The sequence below is a fragment of the Myxococcus sp. CA005 genome (genome assembly GCF_006518205.1).
GTDB classification, from domain to species: Bacteria; Myxococcota; Myxococcia; order Myxococcales; family Myxococcaceae; genus Myxococcus; species Myxococcus xanthus.
Window position 1 is genome coordinate 71,110 of sequence record NZ_SRLV01000012.1, and the last position, 14,172, is coordinate 85,281.

The window sequence follows — 14,172 nt, forward strand, 5'->3', positions numbered from 1 at the left end:
GCCGCGCCGCGTCGGAAACGACGCGGCGCTTTTCATTTCAAGAAGTTGAAGATTGATTCAGGTTTCAACTCGCTCGCCGCTGGCCAGCGCGGTCGGGGTTTCGTACCCTGCGCGGCATTTCGTACCACCCCACCTGCCGGAGAGACACATGCAGCTCAAGGACCTGAAGATCATCGTCACGGGCGGCGCCCAGGGCATGGGCGCTCACTTCGCGCAGCGCCTGCACGAGGCGGGCGCCCAGGTGGCCGTGGGTGACGTGGCCGAGGAGCGCCTCGCCGCGCTGCCCGCCGGCATCCACCGCCGCAAGCTGGACGTGTCCTCCGAGGAGGACATCGTCTCCTTCGTGAACTGGGCGCAGGGCGCCATGGGCGGCCTCAACGGGCTCATCAACAACGCGGGCATCCTCCGTGACGCGCTGCTGGTGAAGAAGGACCGGACCACCGGCGAGGTGAAGAAGCTGTCCACCGCGGACTGGAACGCCGTCATCGGCGTCAACCTCACGGGCGCCACGCTGATGGTGCGCGAGGTGGTGGCGAAGGTCGCCGAGTCCGGCCAGAAGGGCGGCGTGGTCGTCAACATGTCGTCCATTGCCCGCCACGGCAACCGCGGTCAGTCCAACTACGTGTCCGCGAAGGCGGCACTGGCGGCCAACACCGTCACCTGGTCGCGCGAGTTCAGCCCCTTCGGCGTGCGCGTGGGCGCGGTGGCCCCGGGCATGATTGAGACGCCGATGACGCAGGGCATGAACCAGAAGGCCCGCGACGCGCTGGTCTCCAACATCCCCGTGGGCCGCATCGGCGTGCCCGAGGACATCTGGCTCGCCGTGAAGTTCATCCTGGAGTGCGACTACTTCAACGGCCGCACCATCGACGTGGACGGCGGCCTCAACTTCTGAGTCCCCTCCTCCGGGCGGCACGGCACCGTGTCGCCTGGAGGTTCCGCTGGGACGCCGCGCTTCACCGCCGGCTGGCGTCACTGAGGCGCAGGTCCCTCAGCAGCGCGGGCTCGTCCGCGTAGAGCAGCTTGTAGGCGCTGTAGCTGCCGAGCACCTTCTTCACGTACTCGCGCGTCTCCTCGAAGCCGATGTGCTCCACCCACTCGTCGAGCTCCGCTTCGGGCAGCGCATGCCGCCAGCGCTCCACCGCGCGCGGCCCGGCGTTGTAGGCCGCCACCGCGTAGGCCACGTTGCCTCCGAAGTGTTTGACCAGTTGTCCCAGGTACGCCGCACCCAGGCGGATGTTCGTGTGAGGCTGGAGCAACGCGGACTCACCCGGCATCGGCATGTCCAGTGAGTCCGCCACCTGTCTCGCCGTGGTGGGCATCAACTGCGCCAGGCCCAGCGCGCCCGTGGCCGAACGCGCGCGGGCATTGAAGCGGCTCTCCTCGCGGATGAGGCCCTGGAGCAGGTCGGGGTCCACGCGATGGGCCCGCGCGTAACGGGCAATGGACGAGCGGTACGCCAGCGGCCAGGTGGCCTCCCAGATGGGACGGGACGCGGCGCTCAGCGGACCGTGCACCTCCTGCTTCAGCGAGGTGCGCGCCACCTGCCGCGCGGCCCGATTGCGGCCGGTGCGCTTCAGCGTCTGATACAGCAGCCGCGCCGGGGCCTCGGGCAGCGCGCGCGCATCCACGGCGAGGAACTCATCCACCGCGCCGGGCAGCCCCAGGCGCATCAGCTCCACGCCCGCGTTGAAGCGCGCGTCCTTCGCCAGCGCGCCGGGCGGCAGCGGCCAGATCTCCTCGGGCTCGCCCACCTCCTCCACCACTTCGTCCGCCGGGGCGTCATCGCGGCCGGAGCCGCCGGTGCCCTCCATGGCCTCGGGAGGCACGGGCTTGGGGTACAGCCGCGCCACGCGCTCCGGTGAGAGCAGCGCGAGCCGTGAGCGGGCCAGCATCCCGTACCAGGCCGCGGGGCGCTCGGCGGCGATGTGCGCGTACGCATCGAGCGCCGCCTGCGCCGAGGCGCCGGACTCCTGCATGCGCGCACGCCAGTACCGCGAGCGCCACAGCGCCTCGTCCGTGCGTGCCGCCTCGGGCAGGTTCTCCACCGCCTTCAGCGCGGCCAGGGCCGCCGGGGCGTTGGCCTTGCGGGAGTGCAGCCAGAAGGCACGGAAGAGCGACTCCGACGCGAAGTTCCCCGCCGGGTAGCGCCGCGCGGCCTCTTCGTAGCGCGCCAGGGCCGTCTCCACGTCGCCCGTGCGCTGGAGCAACCACGCCTCGAAGAAGAGCGCGTCATCCGCGTAGCCATGCTCCGGGTAGTCCCGGGCGAGCATGGCATAGGTGGTGACGGCCGCCTTCGGCTCCACCACCGACTGGGAGTAGCCCAGGATGTAGAGCGCCTGCGGCCGCTGCTCGGACGCGGTGCAGCCCACCACCATGGGCTCCAGCGCCTCGATGGCCCGGCGGTGCTTGCGCTCCTTGCGCAGCGCCCGGCCGTAGGTGAGGTGCGCGCGGCAGGCCAGCTCGTCCGGCATCTCCAGGTGCGGCAGCACCTTGTCCAGCAGCGCCATGCCGGCATGGTTGCGGTGCAGCTCCACCAGCGCCTCCGCGCGGCGCACCCGCCACTTGAGGGGCAGCGGCAACCCCTTCAACCGCTTCTCGGCGCGGCGCGCCTCGTTCGACAGCGGACTGGTGGCCCACACCTCCAGCAGCGCGCGGTGCTCGGCGTTGTACTGCCCTTGCGCGCGCGCCAGGTCGCAGATGGCCAGCAGCGCCTTCATCCGGAGCGCGTCCGGCCCTCGCGACTGGCGGCTGTCGATGAGCTCCTGGAGCGCCGTCAACGCGCCCGGAATGTCCCCCCGCCGCTGGAGCACCCGCGACAGGCTGAAGCGCGCCTCCGGGTACAGCGGCGAGCCCGGGCTCACGCCGCGGTACTGCCCGGCGGCCGTGTCCAGCTTGCGCAGCCGCTCGTTGGCCTGGGCGGCCCGCAGCAGGCTGTGGTCGCGCAGCGCGCCGTAGCCGTCCGCCAGCGCGGCGAACTCCTCGGCCGCCACCGCGTGGTTGCGCGCCAGCAGCGCGCACTGCGCCCTGAGGAAGCGAACCTGCGGCGTGGCCTCCTCATGGGCCAGCAGGCTCCGCGCCCGCGCGTAGCGCCCGCGCCGGAACTCCGCGTGGGCCTTTGCCAGGGTGCCTTCCACGAAGTACGGCGCCAACCGCTCCGGTCCGAAGGCCGCGGTGGACAGCTCACCGTCGGAAGGCTGCGCCACCGGTGAGTCGAGCAGTGCTTCCAACTGGTCCTCGGAAAGCACCTCGCCGGGCTCTTCCTCCAGGGGCGCCTGCGCCCAGGAAGGACCTGCTCCCAGCATGCCCGCGCACGCCAGGAACACCACGGCACCTGCTCGAAGTCCGTCCATGACTGCCCTCGTCTTGAATCCAGGGGCGGCAATGCATCGGCACTCGGAGTGCGATTGGGACGGGTACCTCACATGACTTTCCGCGCGCCCGTCATCCAGCGGATACAGCGCGCCCCGCGGTGCGACACCGGATGCTCGATACCCAACGGCGGCGCGCGCACGCACGTAGGACGCCCTGCGGCCAGGTGGCGGTTTGCACCACCCGGGCCCGCGCGCGCTCCGGCAGCGGCGAATCCAGCCCCAAGGACACTAATGCAACACGGTTGCGCAACACAATTACACGTGAGATATGGCCAGACGTGCCGAAGCAGCCTGAAGGCTTCGCGCCATTTCACCCATGTGCCGGGAACCGTGATGCATCCTCGACCTCTTCGACTGGCCCTCCTGGCCGCGACGGCGATTCTCTTCGCCGCATGCGGCGCTTCTGATTCCGACTCCGACGAAATCGAGTGTGGAGGATATGGACACCTCCACGGCGACCACTGCCACTGCGACGAGGGCTATGTCGCGGACGGCCTCACCTGTGTCATCGCCGAGGAGCCCGTCGAGGAATGTGGCGGTCACGGACACCTCCATGGTGACCACTGCCACTGCGACGAGGGCTATGTCGCGGACGGCCTCACCTGTGTCATCGCCGAGGAGCCCGTCGAGGAATGTGGTGGTCACGGACACCTCCATGGTGACCACTGCCACTGCGACGAGGGCTACACCGAACAGGACGGCACCTGCGTCGTCGCCCAGGAGCCCACGCTCGACTGCGGCGAGCACGGCCACGCGCACGGCGACCACTGCCACTGTGACGCGGGTTACGTGGAGCAGAACGGCACGTGTGTCGCGGAGACGCCAGTACTGGACTGCGGCGAGCACGGCCACGCGCACGGCGACCACTGCCACTGTGACGCGGGTTACGTGGAGCAGAACGGCACGTGCGCCCCGGCTCCCGCGCCGTGAGGCGCCCCTGAGCTCGAGCTCATGAGGCCGTGACGGGCCCTCGTGCGGAATGACGCGGGCCCGTTTTCATGAAGGCGCGGCTCAGCCCTCCAGGTCGTTGAGCATCTTGCCGATGGGCGGCGGCTGGCCGCTCATCCGCGGGAAGAAGTTCCGATTGTCCGGGCCCTGCTCGAACATGCGCAGGCTGCGGTTGTTGCCTGGGCGCATGCCCGAGGAGTCCTGGTGCAGCGGCAGCCCGTGCTCGGCGCGAATCATGTTGTCGCTGGGCGCCCAGCCCTTGAGCGGGTGTCGGGCGCGGAGCGTTGGGCCTGGCCGCGGTTTCAGTTTTTTGAGTCTTGCTGGTGTCCACCTTCGGGGGCGCGCTGTTGGAGCAGGAGGTAGGCGACTCCCCGACACCAGCGCATCTCCCGTGCCTGTCGCAGCGAGTCCGGGCCCGCTGCGAAAAGGACGTGATTTCAACGAGCGACGCCTCTCTCTGAAGCCTGGTGGGACAGGCTGCCCGGTGACGCCGCTCACCGACGGGTGACTAGCGTCACCCGTCACCACCACTGCCGCGTCTGGCGGCGAATCCGCTCCACGCGGCTCCGGACACTGCGGTGGCCCGAGGCCAGGCACCCGCACCGTCTGCCGGCCACACACCGCGACGCGACGCTGGCGTGCGGGCTGGCCTTCGGAGCGCTGGAGGTGGCCGGCGGGCGGGACACCCGGGGGGAGCGCCTGCGTCGGCAGCAGCGGCACGAGCTTCCTGGATTCCAGGCCGTCATCGCGCCACCTCCAGGTGAGAAGGGCTGCACGCACCTCGTGAGGGCTTCGTCGCCAGTTGCATGGATGGACTCCGGGGCTCGCGTCCAACAGCCGCGAAAGGCAACCTTCGTGCCTTTCAACGGACAGACGCAGGTCCCTGGTTTTCCTGGCGGTACCGGAACGAGCTGACTGTGCGCGTGTGCAATGGACGTCACACCGCGCGACGCGGGTGGCAGAGCGACACGGCGACAATGGGAGACAATCACTGCTCACGGCGTCGTCGCGCGCACAGCCTCACACGCGATGCGCTTCACCCCGTCCGCCAGCCGACGTCATCCTTCGACTCGCGGACGACTGGCAGGATGACGGGCTAATCACGAGATTCCAAGCTATTCAGGAAGAAGCGGCGGAGCCGTCGGTTCTCAGTAGCGGAAACGAGGGCTCGGCCACATCTTCAGGAAAGGCGGGAACACACGCCTTTCCAGGTGGCGGAAGGGCCACCCGGGCAGCCCTCTTCAGACAGGGAGGGAGTCCCAGACCAGGGGTGCGAGGCGAGGGGCACCCACCGCTAGATGAGGTCGAGGGGCATCATCGTGCCCGCTTCGAACTCCGGGGCACGGCGCAGCTGGTCCAGCACCCGCGGCGCGCAGCGCAGGTGGAGCATGGGCATGGAGCCCGGCTCGCTCACCGAGCGCACCGCGCCCAGGAGATGGTGTGCCTCCAGCCAGCGCATGAGGCTCTGGTGGAACTGCGCGCTTTCGGCCAGGCCGGCCTGGTGCACTTCCGCTCGGGAGCGGACGGGCGGCCGTGGAGACGTGCGTCTACGCGACGCCGCCGCCGGCTCCTCGCGGGGCATCACCGTCACGTCAATCCAGTCGGGCTGCGTGTCCGCACCCGCGGCGCCCGGCAATGGGCGCACGCGCGCGGACAGACCCGGGACGCCGCCGACCCGGACGTCCCCCCACTCGCCATTTTTCCTGCTCATGGCCCTCATCCTCTCCCGGGTCCGGCGCTCCCATGGCGCCGACCCCGGATTCAACCGCCACCGTCACCTGAATACGGCCAGGCCCTTGCCTGTCTTGTGCGTTCCCGACCGAGGGAGCTTCACCGCATTCGACAGGATCAAATCCCTCACCTCGAGCGCCGTCAAGTCAGGGGCACGGCAACGGTACAGCGCCGCGATACCCGCTACATAAGGCGCTGCCATGCTCGTGCCACTCATTCGCTCGTAGAACGCCTGGTTGTTACAACGACGCTCCGTGCTGGAATAGACATTCACCCCATACCCCATGATGTCCGGCACGACGCGCCTACCCACGGTGCCACTCGCGGAGAATGTGGCCACGTTACGCTCGAAGTCGACCGCGCCGACAGCCAGTGACTCTGGAAAGGCGGCTGGATAACCAACCGTGTCGGGTCCACTGTTACCTGCCGCCACAACCGGCAGGACATTGCTGTCGAGCAGGCGACGAATCATCGTCTGCAGCGCGCGCAGGTTGAGGTTGTAGTCCGCCTCCGAGATGCCGGGCGGCGGCATCAGCGGGAAGCCGAGCGACAGGTTGACCACCGCGGGCCGCGTCGAGTTCTCCGGGCGGCTGAACTGGTGCAGCAGCCACTCCATGCCCGCGGCCACGCGGCCCAGGCTGGTGCGGATGGTCTCCGATTCGATAACGGACGCGACGTAGAGGTCCACCTCCGGGGCGACGCCGTGGTGCACACCCGCGGCAATGCCGCACACGTGCGTACCGTGGCCGTCCGGGTCGAAGCCGCGGATGTCACGCGCCGGATTGTGCGGCGAGTTGGGGAACAGCGACACGTAGCGGAACTGGATGACGCGCGCCGCGTGCTCGGGGTGGTCCGCGTCCACACCGGTGTCGAGGATGCCCAGCATGACGCCGGCGCCGCGGATGCCCTGGGCGTGGGCCAGGGGAACGCCGCACTCGTCGGGCCACTCGCGCTCGGCCAGCGAGGACATGCCCCGGTTGCGCGGTCCGGGTTGTCCAGCCGACACCGGGCCGGGGAAGGACAACGGGACGACGTCGGGGATGAACTCGAAGTCGCGTTCCAGCTCGCCGCGGGCTTCCTTCTCCGTATGGTCTTCGTAGAAGTGAGCCATGGTGGCACCGATGAGCGGCATGTACCGGTAGCTGCCGGGCTCCGCGCCGGTCTGCTCGGCCACCGTCGCGCCCGGCATGGGCGGCGTGGAGGAGTCCGCGCCGCGCGTGCCCGTGCGCGCCGACTTCGCGCCCTTGCCCTTCCGACGGCGCTCTTCCTGTCCACTGACGGGCGGACGCGCGCCGGGCAGCGTGGCCGACCGCAGTCCGAGAGCGAACAACGCGTCGGGCGCCTTGTTCGCCACCGCGAAGCGCAGCGCCGTCGTGCGCGACAGCACGCGCTCGCCCTGCTCCGTGCCGCGAGGCCCCACACGAGCCTGCGTCTCGATGGACTCCTTTGGAACCAACAGGTAGGACTTCATGGGTTGTGTGCTCCTTGAACCACCGTGCTACGCCGGACGCATGAGGCGAGGTCATCCGGCATCAGGTCAGCACCCGTCGCGTGCGGAGCCTCGCGCGTGCGACAGGGGCAATGGGGCCGCGCTCGTGGCCGCGCGCCTCCGACAGGGGGGGCCCACCAGCGCGACCTCCGCGCCGCGTGCCTGTGGCGACGTCCCCCCGGGACCTCCGGCCCGGCGGGTGGAAGGGGTTGCCCGGACGAAGGGTGGCGCGGCCAGGAGCGCGCGCACGTCCGCAGCGCGTGCCTTCGCGCGCCCGGCCCGACGTGACAGTCTGCTCGCGGCGTCATGCCTGTCCCCCTTCCTCCAGAGAGGCCCTGCGTTCCCATTCGATTGGACAGGAAGGGCCTGACAAAAAACCACGGATTTCCCGTAGTACACGCACGAATGGATTAATTCGGTTCTAACTGACCTTGCGCGAACGTCCGGAAGTGGGAGTGATTCCCTCCCGGGTACGAGCGAGGTGCCCGGAGGCACACAGGAGCGGTGTCCTCCACCCGACCCCCGAGAAGACGAGGCCGGGAAAGACTCCGTTCCGACAATTGTTCGCCCACATCCCTCCGCCCGGATTAAGGGTGGGACGTTCGCATCCCCTGGAGCCGCCTGACGTGATTCCCTATTGGCACGCCCCCTCGATTGAGCTGGGGCCCCTGAAAATCGAGCCCTTCGGCATCCTCGTCGCGGTGGGCATCCTGTTGGCCGCTCGCCTGCTTGGCCGGAACGCCGAGCGCGAAGGCCTGAACCCGGAGCCGCTCGCCGACTTCGCGCCCTGGGGCGTGGGCGTCGGCGTCGTCGTGGGCCACTGGGTGCACCTGTTCTTCTACCACCCGGAGGAGCTGTCCAAGAGCCCGTTCCAGATTTTGAAGGTCTGGGATGGCCTGTCCTCGTTCGGTGGCCTTCTGGGCGGCATCCTCGCCGCCGTCGTGTTCTTCAAGGTCCGCAAGCTGCGCTTCTCGGACTACGCGGACTCGTTCGCCCTGGGCGTGGCGCCGGGCTGGGCGGTGGCGCGGCTGGGCTGCTTCGCCGTGCATGACCACCCGGGCGTGCCCACGGACTTCTTCCTGGCGGTGGCCTTCCCCGGCGGCCCCCGGCACGACCTGGGCATGTACGACGCCATGGCGCTCTTCGCCATCAGCGGCGTGCTGTACGCCCTGCGCAACGCGGGGAAGCTGAAGGGGCGCCTGCTGCCGCTGCTGGCGGTGCTGTACGCGGCGTGCCGCTTCTTCTTCGACTTCCTGCGCGCCACGGACATGGCCTACGTGGACGCCCGCTACTTCGGACTGACGCCCGCGCAGTACGGCTGCATCGCGCTGGCGCTCTACGGCATCTGGGGCGTCCTGCGGCCTCAGGCGCCGGGCGCGGCCTCCTCGCCGCCGCCGTCGTCGCCGAAGAGCCCGGGAACGGTAGGCGTGCGGTAGGGTCGCAACGTCCGCTGCCCTTCTCGCGGCAGCCTGGCGTTTCATGGGCCCGGAGTTCCGGCGCATCCGCGGCGGGCTTCCGGGCCCGCGCGTTTCTGACGAGGAGGCTGCTTCCATGAAGGCACTCGCGTACGACGCAGTCATGACGCCCCTGGGCTGGCTGGGCCTCACCGCCGCCCGGCGCAAGCTGGTGCGCGGCCTGTCCGGCCACGTGCTGGAGGTGGGCACCGGCACCGGCCTGGCGTTGCCCGGCTACCCGGACACCGTCACCGCCGTCACCGCCATCGACGTGGACGAAGCGGCGCTCGCGCGCGCCCAGCGACGGCGGCCCGACGCGCGGCTGCTGTATGCCAGCGTGGAGTCCCTGCCCTTCCCCACCGCCTCCTTCGACGCCGTGGTGTCCAGCCTCGTCTTCTGCAGCGTGGAGGCCCCGGCGCAGGCGCTGACGGAGATTTTCCGGGTCCTGCGCCCGGGCGGCGCGCTGCGCATGCTGGAGCATGTGCGCGCGCCCTCGCCAGCGCTGGCCACCGTGCAGGACTTGCTCACCCCCGCCTGGATGCGGGTGAGCGGCGGGTGCCGGCTGGACCGGGAGACGTTCGACCTGGTGCGGCGCGCGGGCTTCGACATCGAGCGGCGCGTGCAGCGGCTCCAGGGCGTGAGCGAGCTCATCATCGCCCGGCGCCCGGCGAGCTGACGCGCCGCCGGAGCGCTCAGGCGGGCACGGGCATGCGCAGCCCGGCGAGCTTGCGGTCCGTGAGGATGGAGTGGACCTGTGTGATTCGCCCGTCCGCCCCCAGCTCCACGCGGACCACCATCTGGGTGCCCGCCTGCGGGTCGCGCTGGGGCGGAGGAAACACGGCCACCACCGCCGGCAGGCCGTTGAGCATCCGCAGCTCCACGGCGGAGGGCGCCCCCCGCATCTCCATCAGCCGCCGGTAGAGCAGCAGCACGCGCGACTGTCCCAGCACCGGCACGCGCGCGGCGCGGTACTGGCCACCGCCGTCCGACAGCGCGCACACGTCGCTGGCGAGCAGCGCCTCCGCCGCCGCCACGTCCCCCGTCAGCAGCGCACCCAGGAAGCCCTCCAGCGCGGCGCGGGCGCGCGCTTGGAACTCCCGCGTCGGCAGGCAGCGGGCGCGGTCGTACGCCGCCATCGCCGCCCGCGCGCGGTGGTGCACCACCTTCACGTTGGACTCGCGCAGGTTCAGCGCCTCGGCCACCTCGCGCACCGAGTAGTCGAACACGTCGCGCAGGAGCAGCACCGCCCGCTGCTTGGGAGACAGCACCTCCAGCGCGAGCAGGAAGGCGAAGGAGACACTCTCCAGCAGCGCGTAGCGACCCTCCGTGGAGCCGCCTCCCGGCAGCCGCGCCTCCACGCCAGGGGGCGGCAGCTCCTCCTCTCCCGTGTCCAGCGGCGAGGGCAGCCAGGGGCCCACGTAGCCCTCGCGCTTGCGCCGCCGCAACGTGTCCCGGGCCAGGTTCACCGCCACCCGCGTCAGCCAGGGGCGCAGCGCCTCCGTTCGCGCGGGCGGCGAGGCCAGGGCGCGCACGAAGGTCTCCTGCACCAGGTCCTCCGCGTCCGCCGACACGCCCGTCATGCGGTAGCAGAGCCCCCACAGGAAGCGCTCGTGCTCGCGCACGGCCTGCGCCAGTCCTTCGCGCGCGGAGCGGTCCATGCGTCAGCGCCCCACTGCCCGGCGTGACGCCACCTGCTGGCCCGGGACGAGCGCGCGCGCCACCGACTCCGCGCTGGCGAAGGACGCCTCCGCGAGCAAGCCCTCCGGCCCCACCCAATCTCCCACGCGGTACAACCCAGGCACGTGCGGCACCTCCACCGAGGGGCGTCCGCGCAGGCCGCCCGTCTCCGCCGTCGGCAGCCAGTGCGACACCAGCAGGGAGGGCCGGTAACGGCGCGCCACCACGGACGTCCGCCAACCGGGTTGCAGCGCATCCATCACTTCCTCCAAGCGGGCCTCGCTCGCCTCCGGGCCCCTGCCGCCCAGGTATTGCATCACATGCACCATCGCGCCGCCTTCCGGCGCCAGCTTCGCCACCGCGGAGTGCACCGACGCGTACCAGGGGCCATCAGTCCCGAGCGCGAACAGCGCGTCCGGACGGGGCAACCGGGACAGCCCCAGCTCCAGCGTGGCCGCCATCACCGGCACGGCGCGGGCCGCGTCGTGCGCCAGGAGCGCGTCAGCGGGCAGCAGCGCCGCGATGTCACCCGGCCCGCCCGCCACCACCACCGCGTCCGCCGCGTGCTCCGTCCCATCCGCGAGCCGCACGCCACGAACGCGCGCACCCGTATCCGCTAGCAGGACCGCGCTCACGCGCGCGGAGAGCTCCAGCCGTGTGCCCGCATCGCGCGCGCGGGTCTCCAACTCGGAGACAAGCGTGCTCCACCCGCCGTCCACGTAGAGCACCGCCGGCTTCGCCTGGAGCTGGGCGACGGCGGACTGGGCGCTCATCGCGTCCACGTCCGCGCAGTAGGTCATCACCCGCACCAGCGCCAGGATGAAGGCGCGGGCGTCCGCGTTCGACAGGTGCTGCTCCACCCAGTCGCGCGTGGTGATGTTCGCCAGCGGCGCCAGGTCCACGCGTCCCAGCCCCGCGAGCAGCTTCGCGAGCTCCAGCTTCCCCGGCAGTCCGAGCGCGTCCGTGGTCAGCAGGGAGACCAGCCCGCGCGGCATCGTGTGCAGGCGTCCGCCACTCAGCAGATACGAGCCCGCGCCGGGCATGCCACCCGCGGGCTTCACGCCCAGCTCGCCAAGCACTCGCATCCCCGCGCCCCCCTGGTACAGCGCGTGAGCGCCGAGGTTGAAGCGGAAGCCCTCCACGTCCGACGTCTGTCCCCGGCCTCCCAGGTGCTTCGAGCGCTCGAAGAGCGTCACCGCGCAACCGCCCCGTGCCAGCAGCGCCGCCGCCGACAGGCCTCCCAGCCCTCCACCGATGACCGCCACTCGAGGTGCCTTCATGTGCCGTCCTCCACCGAAATGGCCCGGTGAAACGCCGGGCATTCAGCGACACCACGAAGGCGGCGGCCGAAAGGTTACGCGAGCCCGTGTTGCACGGCCGTGACAGACGCGCCGCCTGCGCGAGAACCTTCCGTCCACGGTGCGTTTTTGAGCGGGTTCCGGCTGACTCTCCGCTCTGAAAACCGGGTGCACACCAACCCCGCAAGTCACCTACAGCGAGGCAATGTCAGAGGTAGTCGTAGACTTCTCCATGCACCGGCGGACTTTCCCGCCGGAGAGCCTCGAGGCATTCACGCATGAGAAAGCTCCTCGCCGCCCTGCTCGCTCTTCCCGTTCTCACCGCCTGTGGTCCCGCGCCGGAGTCCGACTCGAATGACATGCGGCTGGCACCCGAGGGCGCCGAGGTGGCCTCCACCGAGCAGGAGCTGTTCGGCACGCCCCGTGAGCGCTCCGTCCGCCTGCGCACCGGCGTGACGCTGCGCTACGTGGAGCAAGGCCTGCCGCTGGGCCCCGCAGTGGTGTTCCTCCACGGCTTTTCGGATTCCAACCACACGTGGGACCTGAACCTGCGCACCTTCCCGCGCAACCACCACGTCTACGTGCTGGACCAGCGCGGCCACGGGGATTCGACGCGCCCGGCGTGCTGCTACACGCAGCAGTCCTTCGCCGCGGACGTGGACGCCTTCCTGGAAGCGGTGGGCGAGCGCAGCGCCATCCTCGTCGGCCACTCCATGGGCAGCTTCATCGCGCAGCAGGTGGCGTTGGACTTCCCGCGGCGCGTGAAGGGATTGGTGCTCGTCGGCTCGGCACCCACCGTCGCCGGCAACCCGGTGGCGCTGGAGCTGAAGTCCATCGTGGACACGTTCGAGGGCACGGTGGATCCGGAGTTCATCCGCGCGTTCCAGGAGAGCACCTTCGTGCGCCCTGTTCCGGCGTCGTACATCAACACGATGGTGTCGGAGAGCAGCAAGGTGCCCGCGCGCGTGTGGCAGGACGCGCTGGACGGCCTGCTCGCGGAGGACCACTCGGCGCGGCTGAACCACATCCGCGTGCCGGTGCTCGTCATTGGCGGAGACCAGGACGGCTTCTTCTCCGTCGCTGACCAGCAGGCGCTGGTGGACGCCCTGCCGGACGCCGAGTTCAAGCTGTACCCGAACACCGGCCATGCGCCCCACGCGGAGCAGCCGCGGCGCTTCAACCAGGACGTGCACCGCTTCCTGCGCGAAGTGACGCGCTGGTAGGAGGAGGAAGTCGCGTGCCCGGGATTAACCGGGCACCGCCCCCGGAGCACCGCCTCCCGCGGGCGGCTCCGGGGAGGCGCGGGGCACATCGGCGCGGGCCAGCATCACCGCGGCCCCGAGGATGAGAACGCCTCCCAGGACCTGGCGTGGGGTGAGCCGCTCGTCCAGGAAGAGCGCCCCCAGCACCACCGCCGTCAGGGGCTCCAGGTTGGACACCAGCGACGTGTTCACCGGGCCGATGCGCTGGATGCCCACGAAGAAGAGGAGCACCGCGGCCACCGTGGCCACCAGCGCCAACCCCACCACCGCGGCCCAGCCCGTGACGGAGCCGGGGAAGGCAGGGCCACGCACCAGCATGGCCACGCCGAAGGAGAAACCCGCCGAGCACAGGATGACGGTGCTGGAGGCCAGCGGCCCCGCCCGACCGGACACCCGGCCGCTGGCGACGACATAGACGGTGTAGAACAGCGCGGACAGCAGGCCCAGCAGCACGCCCGGCAGCGTGGCGCCGCCCTGGGACAGGTCGGCTGTCAGTACCGTGCCGCCCACCGACAGGACCACCGCCAGCCACTTCACCCGGCCCAGGTGCTCCTTGAAGACGACTCGCTGCACCAGCGCCACCAGCGCGGGGAAGGAGTACAGCAGCAGGGCCACCAGCCCCGCGGGCGCGTGCTGCAGGGCGAAGAAGTAGACCCCGGACTGGCTGAAGTACCCGGCGGCGCCCAGCAACATCAGGACGACTAGTACCCCACCCCGAGGCCACCGCTGGCGGCGCAGCACCATGACGCTGGCGAGCACCGCCCCCGCGATTGAGAAGCGAAGGAACAGCAGCGTGGCCACGTCCGTGCCCGCCGCATAGGCCAGGCGGCCAAAGAGGCCCAGCGCGCCGAAACACACGCCCGACAACGCCACGATGAGGAAGCCAGCCGTGCGGCTCATGGCCGGAGGGCGAACCCTGCTCCAACCGGGCGCCCGTGT

Annotated in this window: 12 protein-coding genes; 5 read left to right on the forward strand and 7 right to left on the reverse strand. The window is 70.6% G+C overall.

The window, feature by feature from the left end; genetic code table 11:
* Window positions 1–148 precede the first annotated feature (148 nt).
* Entirely contained in the window at window positions 149–895 is a 747-nt protein-coding gene (locus tag FMQ63_RS07675) for an SDR family oxidoreductase (protein ID WP_011550357.1), read from the forward strand.
* A 61-nt stretch (window positions 896–956) separates the two neighbouring features.
* Here FMQ63_RS07675 and FMQ63_RS07680 read toward each other — a convergent pair whose 3' ends face one another.
* The gene (locus tag FMQ63_RS07680; protein ID WP_011550356.1) at window positions 957–3,353 is read right to left on the reverse strand and encodes a transglycosylase SLT domain-containing protein; all 2,397 of its coding nucleotides are present in this window, start codon (window positions 3,351–3,353) and stop codon (window positions 957–959) included.
* Between the two features lie 354 nt (window positions 3,354–3,707).
* On the opposite strand from FMQ63_RS07680, the gene FMQ63_RS37325 reads away from it, so the two are divergent.
* Window positions 3,708–4,304: a hypothetical protein gene (locus FMQ63_RS37325; RefSeq protein WP_171452265.1), complete on the forward strand. Its 597-nt coding sequence runs from the start codon at window positions 3,708–3,710 to the stop codon at window positions 4,302–4,304.
* 81 nt (window positions 4,305–4,385) lie between these two features.
* Here the strand turns inward: FMQ63_RS37325 and FMQ63_RS37330 are convergent, their stop codons facing one another.
* The 3 genes from FMQ63_RS37330 to FMQ63_RS07695 all read right to left on the reverse strand — a co-directional run bounded on the left by FMQ63_RS37330 (window position 4,386) and on the right by FMQ63_RS07695 (window position 7,524).
* Window positions 4,386–4,559 carry a hypothetical protein gene (locus tag FMQ63_RS37330; protein ID WP_020477921.1) on the reverse strand — a complete coding sequence of 58 codons (174 nt, stop codon included), beginning with the start codon at window positions 4,557–4,559 and terminating at the stop codon, window positions 4,386–4,388.
* Between the two features lie 1,057 nt (window positions 4,560–5,616).
* A complete protein-coding gene (locus FMQ63_RS07690) occupies window positions 5,617–6,033 on the reverse strand; it encodes a hypothetical protein (RefSeq protein ID WP_225909686.1) in 417 nt (138 codons plus the stop codon).
* 63 nt (window positions 6,034–6,096) lie between these two features.
* Window positions 6,097–7,524 (reverse strand): S8 family serine peptidase, encoded by a 1,428-nt coding sequence (locus FMQ63_RS07695; RefSeq protein ID WP_011550352.1) that lies wholly within the window; start codon window positions 7,522–7,524, stop codon window positions 6,097–6,099.
* 644 nt (window positions 7,525–8,168) lie between these two features.
* Between FMQ63_RS07695 and FMQ63_RS07700 the strand changes: the two genes are divergently transcribed.
* Both FMQ63_RS07700 and FMQ63_RS07705 read left to right on the forward strand, forming a co-directional pair.
* Complete coding sequence (locus FMQ63_RS07700) at window positions 8,169–8,978, forward strand: prolipoprotein diacylglyceryl transferase (RefSeq protein WP_026113918.1); 810 nt, start codon at window positions 8,169–8,171, stop codon at window positions 8,976–8,978.
* A gap of 115 nt (window positions 8,979–9,093) precedes the next feature.
* Window positions 9,094–9,672 (forward strand): class I SAM-dependent methyltransferase, encoded by a 579-nt coding sequence (locus FMQ63_RS07705; RefSeq protein ID WP_043612125.1) that lies wholly within the window; start codon window positions 9,094–9,096, stop codon window positions 9,670–9,672.
* A gap of 16 nt (window positions 9,673–9,688) precedes the next feature.
* On the opposite strand, the gene FMQ63_RS07710 is transcribed toward FMQ63_RS07705, so the two are convergent.
* Together FMQ63_RS07710 and FMQ63_RS07715 are read right to left on the reverse strand one after the other, a co-directional pair.
* Window positions 9,689–10,654 carry a sigma-70 family RNA polymerase sigma factor gene (locus FMQ63_RS07710; protein ID WP_011550349.1) on the reverse strand — a complete coding sequence of 322 codons (966 nt, stop codon included), beginning with the start codon at window positions 10,652–10,654 and terminating at the stop codon, window positions 9,689–9,691.
* A gap of 3 nt (window positions 10,655–10,657) precedes the next feature.
* The gene (locus tag FMQ63_RS07715) at window positions 10,658–11,953 is read right to left on the reverse strand and encodes an NAD(P)/FAD-dependent oxidoreductase (protein ID WP_011550348.1); all 1,296 of its coding nucleotides are present in this window, start codon (window positions 11,951–11,953) and stop codon (window positions 10,658–10,660) included.
* Window positions 11,954–12,249: 296 nt separating this feature from the next.
* Between FMQ63_RS07715 and FMQ63_RS07720 the strand changes: the two genes are divergently transcribed.
* Window positions 12,250–13,194 carry an alpha/beta fold hydrolase gene (locus FMQ63_RS07720; RefSeq protein WP_011550347.1) on the forward strand — a complete coding sequence of 315 codons (945 nt, stop codon included), beginning with the start codon at window positions 12,250–12,252 and terminating at the stop codon, window positions 13,192–13,194.
* Between the two features lie 24 nt (window positions 13,195–13,218).
* Here FMQ63_RS07720 and FMQ63_RS07725 read toward each other — a convergent pair whose 3' ends face one another.
* The gene (locus FMQ63_RS07725) at window positions 13,219–14,133 is read right to left on the reverse strand and encodes a DMT family transporter (RefSeq protein WP_216608914.1); all 915 of its coding nucleotides are present in this window, start codon (window positions 14,131–14,133) and stop codon (window positions 13,219–13,221) included.
* Between the last annotated feature and the right edge of the window lie 39 nt (window positions 14,134–14,172).

What these genes read in the sequence shown, in the direction of transcription:
- FMQ63_RS37325 (WP_171452265.1), top strand. Translation starts at nt 3,708, where the DNA reads ATGCATCCTCGACCTCTTCGACTGGCCCTCCTGGCCGCGACGGCGATT.
- FMQ63_RS07680 (WP_011550356.1), bottom strand. Translation starts at nt 3,353, where the DNA reads ATGGACGGACTTCGAGCAGGTGCCGTGGTGTTCCTGGCGTGCGCGGGC.
- FMQ63_RS07675 (WP_011550357.1), top strand. Translation starts at nt 149, where the DNA reads ATGCAGCTCAAGGACCTGAAGATCATCGTCACGGGCGGCGCCCAGGGC.
- FMQ63_RS07690 (WP_225909686.1), bottom strand. Translation starts at nt 6,033, where the DNA reads ATGAGCAGGAAAAATGGCGAGTGGGGGGACGTCCGGGTCGGCGGCGTC.
- FMQ63_RS07710 (WP_011550349.1), bottom strand. Translation starts at nt 10,654, where the DNA reads ATGGACCGCTCCGCGCGCGAAGGACTGGCGCAGGCCGTGCGCGAGCAC.
- FMQ63_RS37330 (WP_020477921.1), bottom strand. Translation starts at nt 4,559, where the DNA reads ATGATTCGCGCCGAGCACGGGCTGCCGCTGCACCAGGACTCCTCGGGC.
- FMQ63_RS07720 (WP_011550347.1), top strand. Translation starts at nt 12,250, where the DNA reads ATGAGAAAGCTCCTCGCCGCCCTGCTCGCTCTTCCCGTTCTCACCGCC.
- FMQ63_RS07725 (WP_216608914.1), bottom strand. Translation starts at nt 14,133, where the DNA reads ATGAGCCGCACGGCTGGCTTCCTCATCGTGGCGTTGTCGGGCGTGTGT.
- FMQ63_RS07695 (WP_011550352.1), bottom strand. Translation starts at nt 7,524, where the DNA reads ATGAAGTCCTACCTGTTGGTTCCAAAGGAGTCCATCGAGACGCAGGCT.
- FMQ63_RS07705 (WP_043612125.1), top strand. Translation starts at nt 9,094, where the DNA reads ATGAAGGCACTCGCGTACGACGCAGTCATGACGCCCCTGGGCTGGCTG.
- FMQ63_RS07715 (WP_011550348.1), bottom strand. Translation starts at nt 11,953, where the DNA reads ATGAAGGCACCTCGAGTGGCGGTCATCGGTGGAGGGCTGGGAGGCCTG.